The following is a 14,405-nucleotide window of genomic DNA, read 5'->3' on the forward strand; positions in this document are numbered from 1 at the left end:
TGCTGGTAGGCGCGGGTGCGGGGGTCACAGCGCAGCCGGGTGATGACAATGCGGTGCAGGGCTGCGTTGGCCTGGCGGTCGCCGCCACGATTGAGGCGGTGACGGTGGGTCTTGCCGGATGACGCTTCGATCGGGCTGACACCGCACAGGGCGGCGAAGGACGCGTCGCTGGCCAGCCGTTGCGGGTTGTCGCCCGCGGCGATGAGGAGGGCCGCGGCTGTATCTGGTCCCACGCCGACGCGGGTGAGCAGTACGGGTGCGTGACGGGTGAGCAGGGTGGTCAGCTGGCGGTTGAGGTCGTTGACCTCGTCGGTGAGCTGCAGGATCCGGGTGGCCAGCCGGCGTAGCGTGTAACGCGCGGTGGTGGGGGCGTCGAGCGGTGCGACGTCGTCCAGGGCGGCGCACCGTCGGACGAGGGTCATGGGGCCCAGTCCTGTGAGGGATTCACGCAGGGCCGGGTCGGCGCGAACCAGGACGGCTTTGAGCTGGTTGACGGCCTGGGTTCGGGCTTTGACCGCGGAGGTCTTGGCCAGCCGAAGCATGCGCGCCATCTCGGCTGGTCCGTCGCCGGTCTTCGCGATCGCGGTGGCCTGGCCGGCGAGGACGGCACGGGCGGCCGCTTCGGCGTCGAGGGTGTCGGTCTTGCCGCGGCGTCGGCGTGCGGCGCGGTCGGGCCGGTTGACCTCGGACACGGCGATACCGGCCGCGAGCAGGTGGCGGGTCAGGGCGGCGCCGTAGGAGCTGGTGCCCTCGACACCGGCCCTGCGGAGGGTTCCGTGTTCACGCGCCCAGGCGAGCAGGTGCGCATAGCCGTCCGCGGTGGTCGGGAAGGTCGCGCTGGCCAGCAGCGCGCCGACCGGGGTGAGGACCGCGGCGACGTGCAGGTCCTTGTGGGTGTCGACGCCGAGAACGACGTCATCGTCGCCGCCGGCGGCGCTCTGGTCTGATTCCTTGGGGTGAGGCATGCTGGCCACGGGCTGTTCGTCTCCTGCTCGGCTCGGGAACGGAAAGCCGTCGCCGGACCGGCAGGGCGGTCAGAACTGTGATGGTGCCTTGTAGCGGCAAGGCCCCTGTCGGGACACGCCCACCGGTCCGGTCGACACATCCCCGGACGGCGGCCGACAGGTCAGCGCGAAGGCATCACGCCAGTTGCATCGCGGGTCAGGCCACCGCCCGAGGCCGAACCATGAACTCACAGTTGCATCGGCGGAGTCCGCTGTCCCTCCGCCGTCGATCGGTCATGATCGACTGATGCGTCGACGTCGTGCCTGCCCACCGGTTCCGGCGTCGGAGTTCGCGGGGTTCCGGTTCCCGCCCGAGGTGATCGTCTTCGCGGTGCGCTGGTATCTGCGGTTCGCGCTGTCGTACCGGGATGTCGAGGAGTTGCTCGCCGAACGAGGCCTCGAGGTTGATCACGTCACGATCTACCGGTGTTGCGCCATGAGGCGCCTTGTCGTATCCCCAGCGTAGTTGGGGGGGAACTTGGAGGGATGTTCTCGGGCCCGACGGCTAACCCTGCGCCGAAAGGTCAAGGGGACAGCAGCATGCCAGGAAATCGGCGACCGTGTCCAGGCGTAAGGAGCGGGGCGTTCGAGGGACCCGCATGATATGGCGAAAACTGGATTGCCTGAAGCCCAATCTCCAGAAGATGCAAAGATCCGTCCACCGGAAAGACGTCTGTAACCGGTGCCGCGCTCTGCGCCGACATCCCACCGGGGTCGACGCAACCTCCAGAGCGTGGAGCGATACCCAGCGAGGGTATTCAAGGAGATGAGTGGGCCGCCTACGTCATGCTAGTACGTACGACAAGGACGAACATGGGATCGCCTACGGGGTGCGAACCCTACGGCGACGGAGGCCCCGTAGTAGTCGTGGGAGTAACGCCCCACCAAGGACGGCGGGAGAACCGTCGACAGGGCAAAGGGGGCCAGGTGGCCGGATACTCACAACCCGCGAGGTATGCGTAATGTAGAACGCCGAAACGGTACTGGGTGTCCTCCGTGAACGCGGCAGGCGCGGCCTGTCGTTGACTGAACTGTACCGACAGATGTACAATCCGGACCTGTATCTGCTGGCCTACGGCCGAGTGTACTCCAACAAGGGGGCCATGACGCCGGGGGCCGACGGGGAGACCGCGGACGGCATGTCAACGGGCAGAATCGACCGCATCATCGATGCGTTGCGCCACGAGCGCTACCGATTCAGCCCGGTACGACGGGTCCATATCCCGAAGAAAAACGGGATGAAGAGAGCCCTGGGCCTGCCGTCATGGTCGGACAAGATTGTCGGCGAAGTGGTGCGTCTACTACTCACCGTGTACTACGAGCCGAGGTTCTCCGACCGCTCGCACGGTTTTCGTTCCGGCCGGGGATGCCACACTGCGCTCAGCGATGTGGCGAAGACTTGGACCGGGACGACCTGGTTCATCGAGGGTGACATCGCGCCGTGTTTCGACACGCTTGACCACGAGGTCATGCTGGGGATACTAGGCGAGAGAATCCACGACAACAGGTTCCTACGGCTACTGCGTAACATGCTGAAAGCCGGATACCTGGAGGACTGGCGGTGGAACGCCACGCTCAGCGGCGCGCCGCAGGGCAGCGGCGTCTCACCCGTTACGGCCAATGCGCGGCCTGAAACGCCTCCGCTCCGCACAGATCATCGGCTCCGGGCACGCGTTCGTGCAGAACATCCGCCGAGGCCACTACGAACTGGGCGTCGATGCGAACCCCGGAACCGGCTGACGGCCGCCTTCACCGAGCTCACCCTGGCCATCTACCGCCCGCCCGAGACGGCTCCACCACGCCCCGCCTCCGCCCAATGCAACAGCGCCCGGCCACTTCCCCAGCGAGGAAGCCACGCTGAAGTGCCTCTATCTGGCGACCCGGGCCCTGGACCCCACCGGCCGCGGCCGGGCTCGCTGGATGATCAGATGGAAGCCCGCGCTCAACGCCCTCGCGATCACCTTCGAGGGCCGTCTCACCCCGACCATCACCAACTGACCCATCACCAACCGCCACGACCGATCCACCGATAGTCAGACACTCCCCGGCTTGCCGTGCTCCGCTGTGTCGGGTTCCTGCGGGTCTGGGGGCGGGAGCTCATCGTGGTCGTCATGGTCCAGGGTGGGGGTGCTTCTGAGGTCTGACTGCAGTCGGTCGAGATCGAGGTTGGGGGAGGTGTATTTGAGTTTGCGAGCGCTTTTCGTGTGTTTCGCTTTCGCTCGACCGCGTCCCATGGAACGACCCCTTCCCATCATTGCGCGTGCCTGAAGTTCGCCCGATCGTGTTCGCACCTGGGCCGCAGCTACTCAACCGATCACGCTTCGGGACCAGCAAGAGCCGTGTCGTCCGCCGGGACGCCGAACCCGGCTGGTGCTTTAAGCGTTCCTCCTCGTTCCGGGAGGGTGCCGGTGTGGTGGAGGTGGTCTCGGGCGGTTTGGATGGCCTCTGCGGCGGAGTCGAACAGGTGTCCTTGCTTTTCTAGCCGGTTGAGCAGGCCGATGGCGGACAGGGCTTTCGTGTGTTCGGGGCGTAGGCCGGAGAGGTAGACGGTCGTGCCGCGGTGTTCGAGGCGGTCGATGATGTCGCGTAGGACGATCGCGCCGGTGGCATCGATCGCGCTGACTTTGGAAAGCCGGAGGATGAGGACCTTGACGTCTGCGATGGCGGTGAGTTCGGGAAGGAAGCGGTGGGCGGCGGCGAAGAACATGGGTCCGTCGATGCGGTAGACGGCGATGTGCTCGGTGAGCAGCGCGTGGTCGGTGAGCAGGGCCTGGTCGGCGTCGTGGTGATCGGCCGTGTTCAGCGGTACCTCTTCCAGCCGCGCGCTGCGGGCGATCTGTCGTAGCGCGAGAGCTCCGGCGGCGACGAGGCCGAGCAGGACGGCGACGACGAGGTCGAGAGCGATGGTCGCTGCGGCGGTCAGCGTCATGACGGCCGCGTCGGAGCGTGACGCGCGGCCGAGGGCACGTAGTGAGGCGATCTCCACCATCCGTATGGCGGTGGCGAGGAGAACTCCGGCGAGCGCTGCCAGGGGGATGCGCGCGACGAGGGGCGCCGCCACGAGCATGATCCCGGCGAGAAGTAGGGCGTGGGTGAGGGCCGCGAGGCGTGAGGACGCTCCGGAGCGGACGTTGACGGCGGTGCGGGCGATCGCGCCGGTGGCGGGTACTCCGCCGAACAGGGGAACGATGAGGTTGGCCAGGCCTTGGCCAAACAGCTCACGGTCGGGGTCGTGCTGTTCTCGGGAGGTCATCGCGTCCGCGACGCTGGCGGAGAGCAGGCTTTCCAAAGCGGCCAGCGCGGCTACCGCCACCGCGGACGCCGCGAGGGTCGGGAGGGCGGAGATGTCGAGGAACCCGAGCGAGGGACTGGGCAGGGTCGCGGGCAGCGCGCCCAGAGTGGCGACGCCCCACCCGCTCGCCGCGACCAGGACGGAGGTGATGGCGACGGCGATCAGCGAGAACGGCACGGCAGGTCGCAGCCGGGCGCCGACGAGCATGAACGCCACGACGGCGGCGGCGAGCGCGACCTCGGTCCAGTGCGGCCGGTGGGCGAAGTCGGTGATGGCCCCCCAGGCGACAGCGGTCACCGTGTCCCTGTCCTGTGGATGTACTCCCAACGCGGCGGGAACCTGCTGAAGGAAGATCACCGCGGCGATACCTGCGGTGAACCCCTCGACCACAGGGGCCGGCACGTAACGCATCGCGCGGCCGACGCGCAGGACGGCGAGCGCGAGCAGGATCATTCCGGCGAGCAGACCGACGGTCAGGACGCCACCCGGACCGTGGTCGTGCACGATCGGTACGAGCACCACGGTCATGGCTCCGGTGGGGCCGGAGACCTGCAGGTTGGACCCGCCGAAAATGGCCGCGACGGCGCCCGCGACGACGGCGGTCGCGAGTCCCGCGGCTGCGCCCAGGCCGGAGGAGACACCGAATCCGAGCGCGAGGGGCAGGGCGACCACCGCGACGGTCATCCCCGCGATCAGATCGCGGGCCGGTTGGCGGCGCATAGCCAGCGCATCGGCCCGGCCGGGCAGCAACCGACCGAGCGACGCCGTCCACTGCAGGGAGGCGGTACTCATCGTGGCAGGGCGGCGGTGCTGCGGACGGGCCGGGTGGTCGGGTACATGAACAATCCGATCATCGTCGGGGAGTGGATCTCCGCATCCGTCCGGGTGGATACGACGAGCTGAAACTCTCTTCGGTTCGCGATGCTGGGGGGTGCGAGAGGGTGGGCGGGTCGGTGTGATGGTGGAGATCGCACCGAACTCGACCGTCGGGACGACGAAAGACACGGTGGAGGAGACGGAGAGGGCCGATAGCCTGGCTTTGGTGACCATCGGCGTGCGCCGCGCTCCAGGGGCCGCCGCGGATACTCCGGTGAACTCCTGGCTGTTGCTGTCGAAGCGCTGGCCCGCTGGTATGTGGTGCTTCCTCAGGCCTCAACAGTGTCCGCGGATTCCTCCTACCGGCGACGGTGGCTGGACGGACAGGCCCTGTGTTCCGGTCCCGCCTGGCGTTATGCCAGGTAGTCGCGTAAGCGTTGTGAACGTGCCGGGTGGCTGAGCTTCGCCAGGGTTCTTGATTCTATCTGCCGGATCCTTTCCTGGGGAATCCCGAATTCTCGACCTATCTGCTCCAGGGTCCTGGGCTGGCCGTCTGTCAGGCCGAACCGGAGTTGGATGACCTTCTTCTCCCGGGCGGGCAGCGTGTGCAGGACCGATTCGATGTGCTTCTGGAGGAGGACGGAACTTGCCGCCTCGAAGGGCGCTATCGCGTCGTCGTCCTCGATGAAGTCTCCGAGCTGGGAGTCCTGCTCCGCGCCGATCGGGGTCTCCAGGGCGACTGGTGTCTGTGCGATCTTGAGAATTTCCTCCACTTTGTGTGCGGTGAGGTCGATCTGTGTGCCGATCTCCTCCGGTGACGGCTCCCGGCCTAATTCCTGCAGGAGCTGTCGCTGGATCCGGGTCACTTTGTTGACTGTTTCGGCCATGTGTACCGGGATCCGGATGGTACGCCCCTGGTCCGCAAGGGCCCTCGTGACAGCCTGACGAATCCACCAGGTGGCGTAGGTGGAGAACTTGTAGCCTTTTGTGTAGTCGAACTTTTCCACGGCCCGGATCAGGCCCAGGTTGCCCTCCTGGATCAGGTCCAGCAGCAGCATGCCGCGGCCGACGTACCGCTTGGCGATGGACACCACGAGGCGCAGGTTCGCCTCCACCAGTTTGCGCTTGGCGATCTGGCCGTCCTGTTCGACTGCCTGCAGGTCCTGACGCAGTTGGGGGGAGATCTTTCGGGTGGCGGCGAGCTTCTCGGAGGCGAACAGGCCGGCCTCGATCCGCTTCGCGAGGTCGACTTCTTCCGCTGCGGTCAGCAGTCGCACCCGGCCGATGGTCTTGAGATACATCCGCACCGGATCCGAGGTTGGCATCGCGGACGCGTGTTCCTCTGGGCCGCGACGCCGGCCAGGTGGGTCTGGAACGTCGTCGTCGATCTCGTCGAGAACCTCGATGCCGTCGTCTGCGAGTAGCCGGAGGACGGCATCGCTGTTTTCGGGCGGCAGCTCTGCGTCGAGGAGCGCGGTGGCAACGTCCTCCGGGGTGACGAAACCGTTCTCCTTCCCCCGGGTGATAAATTCTGCAAGCTTTTCCACCGCGGTGGCATCGGAGACGGTCGGATCTGTGGGCGGCGCCTCGACCTGTCCGTGAACAGAACGACCCATGTCAGTGAGCATCCATGTTTGATACCGGGGACCGCGGATGTTTCCGGGAGGCCCCGCGGTGTCGTGTCTCGCAGCGGGGAACGGGTCCGAGCCACGGATGTGAATCGTGGCACCCGCGGACTCCGGAAAGACGCGAGGGGCTCAGAGTATCGACCACCGAGCAGGTCCTCTCTCCGCGTGGCGGACGTAACGATGTCCGTGAGGTGCCACCCGATCACGGATGCTTTTCCCCGCGACGGCTGTCGGCTGGGGCCATCAGCCCCTCGGTGTTTCGAGGGGCGATCACCGTTTCGGTGGTCGTGATCGGGTGTGGTCGTTGACTCCGTCGGGATGGTCAGTGCTCGGTGGCGAGGAGGTCCCGCAGGAGGTCGGCCTGCTCGTGGAGCACGCCGGTCAGGATGGAGCGGGCCACCGCCAGCAACGTCACGATCTCCGGCGACGCCACCGCGTAGAAAACGGTGTTGCCCTGCTTGCGGGTCGTCACCAGCCCGGCGCGGCGCAGGACCCCGAGCTGCTGGGACAGATGCGACGCCTCCAGCCCGACCTCGGGCACCAGCTCGCTCACCGACCACTCCCGTTCGCTGAGCAGCTCCAATGCCCGGATACGCGCCGGATGGCCCAGGGTCCGGAAGAACTCCGCCTTCAGCTTGTACAACGGCGTCGCCATATGACCTCTCCCTCCAGCCCCCAGTCGTCTGTCGGCCATGGTGCCCATCATGCGACTCGACAATCTTACGACTTCATCAGATTGGAGTGGTGCCGTTCAGAGATCGAACAGTCATCCATGGACGGCGACGGTGCCAGCACAGCCCTGCTGGCAGGACACAGCCAGCCGCACCGGGGGTAGGGGCATGGGCGGAGCGTCGATCCGCGGCCCTGATCGAGCGTGGTGGTGCCCGGGGGCTGAGCTGGAAGGTGGGGGACATGGTGTCAGCGCAGCCGGTCGGTGAGGGCGGCGAGTTCGACCCAGAGCGCGTCGGGCACGCGGGGGCCAAGGTCGACGAAGTATCGCCGGATCATGTCGGTTTCGTGTTCCCAGGTGGCACGGTCCACAGACAGGAGCAGGTCCAGGTCGTCTCCGGTCACGTCCAGGCCGGTGACGTCGAGCGCTTCGGGGGTGGGGACCACACCGAGCGGTGTCACCCGCCCCTCGGCGGTCCCGTCGAGCCGGCCGATGATCCAGGCGAGGACACGGCTGTTCTCGCCGTAACCAGGCCACAGGTACGCGCCCGTATCAGGGTGCTTGCGGAACCAGTTGACGTGGAAGATACGCGGCAGCCGCGCCCCGGCGCGGCTGCCGACCGCCAGCCAGTGCGTGAAGTAGTCGCCCATGTTGTAACCGCAGAACGGGAGCATGGCGAACGGGTCGCGGCGCAGCTCACCGACCATCCCGGCCGCCGCGGCGGTGGTCTCGGAGGAGACGGTCGCACCGAGGAAGACACCGTGCTGCCAGGAGGTGGACTCGACGACCAGCGGCACAGCGGTGGCCCGACGGCCACCGAAAAGGATCGCCGAGATCGGAACGCCAGCAGGGTCAGCCCATTCCGCGGCGATCGTCGGACATTGGCCGGCAGGGACGGTGAAACGGGCGTTGGGATGCGCCGCGGGCGTCACGGACCGCGGTGTCCAGTCACGGCCCTGCCAGTCGAGCAGATGCGCCGGGGGGTCCTCGGTCAGTCCTTCCCACCACACATCTCCGTCATCGGTTCGCGCGACGTTCGTGAAGATCGCATTGCTGTGGATCGTGTCGATGGCGTTGGGGTTGGTCGCCCGGCCGGTGCCCGGCGCGACGCCGAAGAAGCCGGCCTCGGGGTTGACCGCGTAGAGCCGTCCGTCGTCTCCGAAGCGCATCCAGGCGATGTCGTCCCCGACGGTCTCGACCTTCCAGCCGGGGACGGTCGGGACGAGCATGGCGAGGTTGGTCTTGCCGCAGGCGCTGGGGAAACCGGCCGCGATGTAATGGATGTTCCCATCGGGCCCGGTGAGTTTGAGGATCAGCATGTGCTCGGCGAGCCAGCCGTCGTCGCGGGCCATCACCGAGGCGATCCGTAGCGCATAGCACTTCTTGCCCAGCAGGGCGTTGCCGCCGTAGCCGGAGCCGTAGCTCCAGATCTCCCGGGTCTCGGGGAAGTGGACGATGTACTTGGTGGGGTTGCACGGCCAGGCGACGTCGGGTTGCCCGGGTTGGCGTGGCGCGCCGACGCTGTGCACGGCGGGGACGAAGAAGCCGTCCTGTCCGAGCTGGTCGAGGGCCGGCTGGCCCATGCGGGTCATGACACGCATCGAGACCGCGACGTAGGCCGAGTCGGTGATCTCGACGCCGAGCGCGGAGATCGGTGAGCCGAGCGGCCCCATGCAGAACGGGACGACGTACATGGTGCGGCCACGCATGCAGCCCGCGAACAGGCCCCGCAGGGTGCTGCGCATCTCCTCCGGGTCGGCCCAGTTGTTCGTCGGACCGGCGTCGTCGCGGCTCTTCGAGCAGATGAAGGTGCGGTCCTCGGCGCGAGCGACGTCACCGGGGTCACTCGCGGCGTAGTAGCTGCCGGGCCGCCTGTCCTCAGCGAGGCGCAGGAACGTGCCCGTGTCGACGAGCTCCGCGCAGAGCTGGTCGTACTCGGCGTCGCTGCCGTCGCACCAGTGAACCCGGTCGGGCTGGGTGAGATCAGCGATCGTGGCGACCCACTCCAGCAACGCCGGATGTGTCGTCGGTGTCGCTTGCAGGCCCGGGATCGTGGCGGGCATCTCCACTCCTTCGACAGACTGTCGGATGACCGAACTGTATCTCAACTATCTGACGAAGTTGTCATATAGAAGGGCGCGAGGTCGAACGTGGGTGCGTCTTCCCGCTCCGGTGGCGTGATCGGGTTGGCAGCATCCGGTCTGTGTCGGCCGGGTCCGTGTCGCTGCCCCCCGGAGGGCGGTGGCGGTCCAGGGGTGTTCCTGGCCCTGTGCTACGCCTCCGCGCCGCCTGCGGTCGCGGCGCGGATGCCGAGCTTCTGGCCCCACTGCTCGACAGGGCCGACGACGACAGCCAGCGCGCACGCGCCGGACGAGCGCGAAGACACTGGCCAGCCTGCTGGCGTGGAGCCGTATCGACGCCTTCGACCGCGCTCCAGTCCATCACGCCCTGCACACCGAGCCCGCCCTGAACCCTGCATGCCGCGAAGGTCGTGGGCTGGCTCGTCGTCACCCGCGACGCCGGCGCCGCCCGCGCGCTGGTCGAGGTCGGCGTGTTCGGATGGTCCGATCTCAGTCCGGCCAGCGCCGGGACGCGGGTCGCCGAGGCCCACCAGGTCCTCGTCGGCGTCCAGCAGCAGGTGCTCGTCGGCCAGGTCGACAGCGCCTGCGTCGACCAGGCCCGCTGCCCGGCCTGCGCCCGTGCCCACCGGTACAAGAACAGCCGCACGATCGTGCCGCGTACCCTGTTCGACATCCCGCATGCTGCTCGGCTCCCGCTGATGGCACGGCCCCCGCACCGGGCGGACGGGCCTGTCTACCGCCGCACCCCCGGTCAACGAGGTCATCAGGAAACGCGGAGTAGTAGGCCGGCAGCTGTGCGGGACATCCCGCGGCACCCGTGTCGTCCTGGTGGTCGGCACCCACGTCCGTAACGCTGACCTCGCCACTGGCTTCGTCCGCGGGTACCCCACCACGAACGCGAGCGAGGAAGTCGCTGAGCCGGTCACGAACACGGCGTGGCATCGCGCCGTGTGTTCCGGTCGTCGCCGCGACGGCACCGGCGACGATGGCGGTGACGAGCCCCGCCGAGGCTCCCGCGCCGGAGGCGAGACCGACCCGCCACGCCAGCGGGAGCGCGACCACCGCGGCGGTGACACCCGCGAGCAAATTCTGACTCGGCCAGCGACGCCACGCGGCCAGGCCGTCCGGGCCGGGGAGGAACGTGCCACGTGAGCCTGCCTGTGGGACAAGCCCCGTGGTCACCGCGTCGCCTCGGGGGCGGGGGAGACGGACCGGACCTGCGGACAGGCGGCGCTCCGCGCAGAGGTAGCCATGAGGTGTCAGTGACTCCCACAATGTCAAATGTTGAATTGCGCATGTCTGCAAGTGGTGGTCGTGGATGTGGGTGGTCGTGCGGGTCCGTCGCGGTCAGGGTGCGGACAGTACTGACAGGGCGGCGTCCGAAACGGCTGACAGGAGACGGGGGTCATCCGGTCGTGGGAGCAGGGAGCGGAAGGGAGCCTGCTCCGCCACAGCGTGGACCGCGGCGACGCGAGCAGCCATGGTGATCGAGCGGCGGGCGGTGACGGCGGCGCGCAGCAGGCCCGGTAATGCGTGCAAGGGCCGTGGCTGCGTGGTCGCCTGTGTGAGACGGGGCGGTACCTCGGGCCGGGCGCGCAACACCGCGGGGCCTGCGGGGGGTGCCGCCAGCCCGATCAGGTCAACGATGAGATCGAGGCGGTCCGCGAGCTGGTGCAGAAGCTGCACACCATAGATGACCGGGTCATACAACATCAGATCACCGATGCCGGCGGCCAGCAGGAGACCGGCGAGATCCCCACCACGGTGCGGGTCCACGACGGCCACCCGAGCCTGCCCCGGTCCGATGCCCCGGAGCCGCGAATGGTTCAAGGCGGCCGCCGCGGCCGCCACGGCGAAGCCATCGTTGATGGTGTCGAGGAGCACCGGGTACGGCGCGGGACCGGACCGCACGGCGGCGCGAACCGCCTCGACATGGCGGACATGCGTGTGAACCAGCACCGACGCACCGAATCCCGCATCCATCATGCGGACCAGGGAGGCGAGCTCGTCGGGACCGCCGACCGTGATCGGGATCGGAACAACATCGAAACCGGTCTCACGGTGCAGGTGGACCGCCTGGGACTCCACCGCCGGCAACGCGGCCTCGGCTGGTAACGGCTCGAAGTCCAGCACCGCGCTGGCATCGCTGAGCAGGGCCACTCTGCGGGCCCGGCCGCTGAACCTGTCGGTCTGCCCCGGATGCGTGGACAGATGACGGACCACGCGACGGTCCGCGTCCACATCCAACAACGCCAGGTCCCGCCCCGTCGCGGTCGACGCCCGCAGCGACTGACCGAGCTTCCCCGTGGACGCGACCGCGAACACCGGATCCTCGGTGTGGAGAAGCTCGGACCCCAATGCCTCCCGCAGAGCGTGTACCAGCCACAACAGGGTCGAACCGCTGTCCGCGTCCACGGTGATTCGTCGACAGCCGTCCGGACCGGGATCATCCGCCTGCACAACCACCACGCCCGGGGCCTGTGCGAGGACGGCCTCGACAGCCGGCCGGGCCTGCGCGGACACATACACCGCGAGACCGAACGCCGGATTCACCCGGGCCGATCCGCGGGTCGTCACGTGACCGTCCCCACGACTCCCGCTCGCCGAGCCGGCAGCGTCGGTCTTGGCGCTGTCATGACCGGCTGGCTTCCGCCTCGCGCAACTGCTCCAACAACCCGACCTGCCCCGCCGCCAACTCCGTCAGGATCCGCCGCGCCGCCCTCATCAGATCGGCCACATCCCCACCCGCGAGCGCGTACACCACGGTCGGCCCCTCTCGGGTCGCCGTCACGATGCCCGAGCGGCGCAACACCGCGAGGTGCTGGGACAGGTTCGGCGGCTCCACCTCGATCGCGGCGAGTAGGTCCCGTACCGGCTTCGGACCCTCCACCAGCAGCTCCAGCACCCGGATGCGTACCGGATGCCCCAGCATGCGAAAGAACTCCGCCTTCACCTGATGTAGCGGAACCCCCACCGGCGTACCCCCTCCCGGTCAGCACAGCCACGTTCGCGGTCCATGACGCCAGCCCGCCCAGCCGCCCCCCTCGCGCGGCCGTCCAGCAGCATCACAGCTGCATCATCTTAGAAGTTGCAGAATTCGGCAACTAGGCATCGTAGGGGATCTGGCGACGGGTGCCTGTTGTCCGCACCCGGCACCGGACCGGCGACAACCGCCAGCGGGTGGAGCGACTGAGACGGCCGTGGGGATCTCCGTGGGTCATCCCGGGGCGGATGGGTGGCGGCCGTCGCAGGTGCCTGCCGACGCTGTCGCCGCCCGGCGGGCGGTGCAGCGGCTCCCAATCGCCTCTGCTGATCCGCACGGCCGACGGCCAGAGCCGCCACGCGTCGAGTTTGCACGCCGATAGTGGCTCTCGAATTAGATAAATACTCCTATATGGCGGAGGTGAAAGTATCGTCAGGGAGGCGATCGGTCTTCCATCGTTGACCGCCACGACCGGTACACGGTTGTCGGTGCCGCCTCCGGCCCGGACGGTGATGCGCCGCAGCCGCAGAGGTGCGGCGCTCTCGCGTGGCGTGGTCGCCCTGCAGGCGGCACCACTGGGGCGAGCCGCGTGACGATCCGGACTGTCTGGGCCGGCGTGGCGCCCGCCTTGTCGGGGCCTGAGCAGGCCTCGTCGTCGAGGCGGCCGTCAGGGGTCGGGGTACGGCTGCAGGTCTCGAGTGGGATGCGGTGTGCGTGGCCGCGTGTGGTCTGCGGTGTCGTGGCAGTGGACGGTTGATGCACGTGCTGCATGGATGTGATTTGTGCATCTGAGGTGCCTGGATGATGGGCAGAAAGCCCAGATAGAAGGGCTGCCGGGGCTGTGGCGCGTCAGCCACGTGGCGCGTAGGGCGTGGGACCGCGTCAGGTTTTTGCGGGTGTTTCCGCCGGCCGCTGGTCGGCAGATGCCCCCGGTCGGGGACGTTCGGCGGGCCGAGCCAGCCCGCCGGCGTGAGGGGATCCGCTGTTGTGGGGAAGGGACCGTCTGTGACGTCTGGATCAAGGAGGGCTATGCGGCGCCAGGATTCGTGGCGGACCGGGGCGGGGCACGGTGAGGATACGGCCCGCTGTTGCGATGCCGAGGATCTGCTGGATTCTCTGAGCGAGGTGGTGTTCCGGACTGATGCCGAGGGCCGTTGGACCTATCTGAACCGGGCGTGGACGACCCTGACCGGTTTCGACATCGCCACCAGCCTGCGAGCCCGGTTCCTGGACTATGTCCACCCTGACGAGGTCGAATACACCGCCACGCTGTTCATGAGCGCAGTCGCGGGCGGTGCCGACCACTGTCACCACGAGACCCGTTATCGGACCCGGGACGGAAGCTACCGCCGGGTCCAGATCAGAGCCACCGTCGTGCGGGACACGGCCGGCGCGGTGGTCGGCAACATCGGGACGATCCTGGACGTCACTGCCGCCCGCCGCGACGAGAAGACCATCAGGGAGCACGCCGCGCTGCTGGAACTGGTGTCTGCCGGGGTACCCGCAGGCGAGCTGCCGGTAGGGGTGGCGGTCTATGACGCCGACCTGCGGCTGTGGCGTGGTTCACCGCTCATCGACGAGATCGCCGGTGTGCCCCAGCTCGTCGGAGACCGTCTCGCTCAGCTGACGGAGCGGCTGTCGCCGGCTGGCTCGCACCAGCGCTCGCTGGACGGCGAATGGGGGATGATCGCGGCCGCGTTGCGCACCCACCACACCCAGGTCGGCGATCTTGACCTGAGGGGAGAGCACGGTCTCGCCCGGTCGATGCGGATCACGGTGATCCCTTGGCTGCGGGGTGGTGAGGAGATGCTCGCGCTCGTCTTCACCGACATCAGCGACCTGCGCCGGGCCGAGAGAGAAGCACGCACGCTCTGCCAGCGGGCAGAGCGGGGCCGGGCCTGGCTGGCGGCCAGCGCCGAGATCACGACCAG

The 14,405-nt window shown here is 68.1% G+C and carries 10 protein-coding genes and 4 pseudogenes; 6 read left to right on the forward strand and 8 right to left on the reverse strand.

Going from position 1 to position 14,405, the window contains the following annotated elements; genetic code table 11:
• Positions 1-965, reverse strand: a 965-nt coding sequence (locus FREUN1FDRAFT_RS34230; RefSeq protein ID WP_232295546.1) for an IS110 family transposase, incomplete at its 3' end; no start/stop codon positions are given.
• Positions 966-1,251: 286 nt separating this feature from the next.
• On the opposite strand from FREUN1FDRAFT_RS34230, the pseudogene FREUN1FDRAFT_RS34235 reads away from it, so the two are divergent.
• The 4 pseudogenes from FREUN1FDRAFT_RS34235 to FREUN1FDRAFT_RS45530 all read left to right on the forward strand — a co-directional run.
• A pseudogene (locus tag FREUN1FDRAFT_RS34235) lies at positions 1,252-1,431 on the forward strand (IS6 family transposase); the annotation flags it as partial.
• 556 nt (positions 1,432-1,987) lie between these two features.
• A pseudogene (locus tag FREUN1FDRAFT_RS47795) lies at positions 1,988-2,626 on the forward strand (reverse transcriptase/maturase family protein); the annotation flags it as partial.
• Positions 2,616-2,776 (forward strand): annotated as a pseudogene (locus FREUN1FDRAFT_RS45525) (IS6 family transposase); the annotation flags it as partial. The pseudogenes FREUN1FDRAFT_RS47795 and FREUN1FDRAFT_RS45525, both read left to right, overlap by 11 nt.
• A 52-nt stretch (positions 2,777-2,828) precedes the next feature.
• A pseudogene (locus tag FREUN1FDRAFT_RS45530) lies at positions 2,829-3,002 on the forward strand (IS256 family transposase); the annotation flags it as partial.
• A 35-nt stretch (positions 3,003-3,037) separates the two neighbouring features.
• On the opposite strand, the gene FREUN1FDRAFT_RS42405 reads toward FREUN1FDRAFT_RS45530, so the two are convergent.
• The 5 genes from FREUN1FDRAFT_RS42405 to FREUN1FDRAFT_RS34255 form a co-directional block, all read right to left on the reverse strand.
• Positions 3,038-3,259 carry a DUF3073 family protein gene (locus FREUN1FDRAFT_RS42405; RefSeq protein ID WP_369809847.1) on the reverse strand — a complete coding sequence of 74 codons (222 nt, stop codon included), beginning with the start codon at positions 3,257-3,259 and terminating at the stop codon, positions 3,038-3,040.
• Positions 3,260-3,318: 59 nt separating this feature from the next.
• Positions 3,319-5,088 (reverse strand): SulP family inorganic anion transporter, encoded by a 1,770-nt coding sequence (locus FREUN1FDRAFT_RS34240; protein ID WP_006544953.1) that lies wholly within the window; start codon positions 5,086-5,088, stop codon positions 3,319-3,321.
• Positions 5,089-5,525: 437 nt separating this feature from the next.
• Complete coding sequence (rpoD, locus tag FREUN1FDRAFT_RS34245; protein WP_006544954.1) at positions 5,526-6,728, reverse strand: RNA polymerase sigma factor RpoD; 1,203 nt, start codon at positions 6,726-6,728, stop codon at positions 5,526-5,528.
• Between the two features lie 334 nt (positions 6,729-7,062).
• A complete protein-coding gene (locus FREUN1FDRAFT_RS34250; protein ID WP_006544955.1) occupies positions 7,063-7,395 on the reverse strand; it encodes a helix-turn-helix transcriptional regulator in 333 nt (110 codons plus the stop codon).
• Positions 7,396-7,658: 263 nt separating this feature from the next.
• Entirely contained in the window at positions 7,659-9,473 is a 1,815-nt protein-coding gene (locus FREUN1FDRAFT_RS34255) for a phosphoenolpyruvate carboxykinase (GTP) (protein WP_006544956.1), read from the reverse strand.
• A 428-nt stretch (positions 9,474-9,901) separates the two neighbouring features.
• Between FREUN1FDRAFT_RS34255 and FREUN1FDRAFT_RS44545 the strand changes: the two genes are divergently transcribed.
• Positions 9,902-10,342: a hypothetical protein gene (locus FREUN1FDRAFT_RS44545; protein WP_035956397.1), complete on the forward strand. Its 441-nt coding sequence runs from the start codon at positions 9,902-9,904 to the stop codon at positions 10,340-10,342.
• 496 nt (positions 10,343-10,838) lie between these two features.
• On the opposite strand, the gene FREUN1FDRAFT_RS34270 is transcribed toward FREUN1FDRAFT_RS44545, so the two are convergent.
• Together FREUN1FDRAFT_RS34270 and FREUN1FDRAFT_RS34275 are read right to left on the reverse strand one after the other, a co-directional pair.
• A complete protein-coding gene (locus tag FREUN1FDRAFT_RS34270; protein ID WP_035956408.1) occupies positions 10,839-12,068 on the reverse strand; it encodes a hypothetical protein in 1,230 nt (409 codons plus the stop codon).
• 55 nt (positions 12,069-12,123) lie between these two features.
• Positions 12,124-12,465 carry a helix-turn-helix transcriptional regulator gene (locus FREUN1FDRAFT_RS34275; protein ID WP_006544959.1) on the reverse strand — a complete coding sequence of 114 codons (342 nt, stop codon included), beginning with the start codon at positions 12,463-12,465 and terminating at the stop codon, positions 12,124-12,126.
• A gap of 1,038 nt (positions 12,466-13,503) precedes the next feature.
• On the opposite strand from FREUN1FDRAFT_RS34275, the gene FREUN1FDRAFT_RS34280 reads away from it, so the two are divergent.
• Positions 13,504-14,405 (forward strand): PAS domain-containing protein (locus FREUN1FDRAFT_RS34280; RefSeq protein ID WP_006544960.1); only part of this gene is annotated, 902 nt, incomplete at its 3' end.

The organism is Parafrankia sp. EUN1f, from assembly GCF_000177675.1.
GTDB lineage: Bacteria > Actinomycetota > Actinomycetes > Frankiales > Frankiaceae > Parafrankia.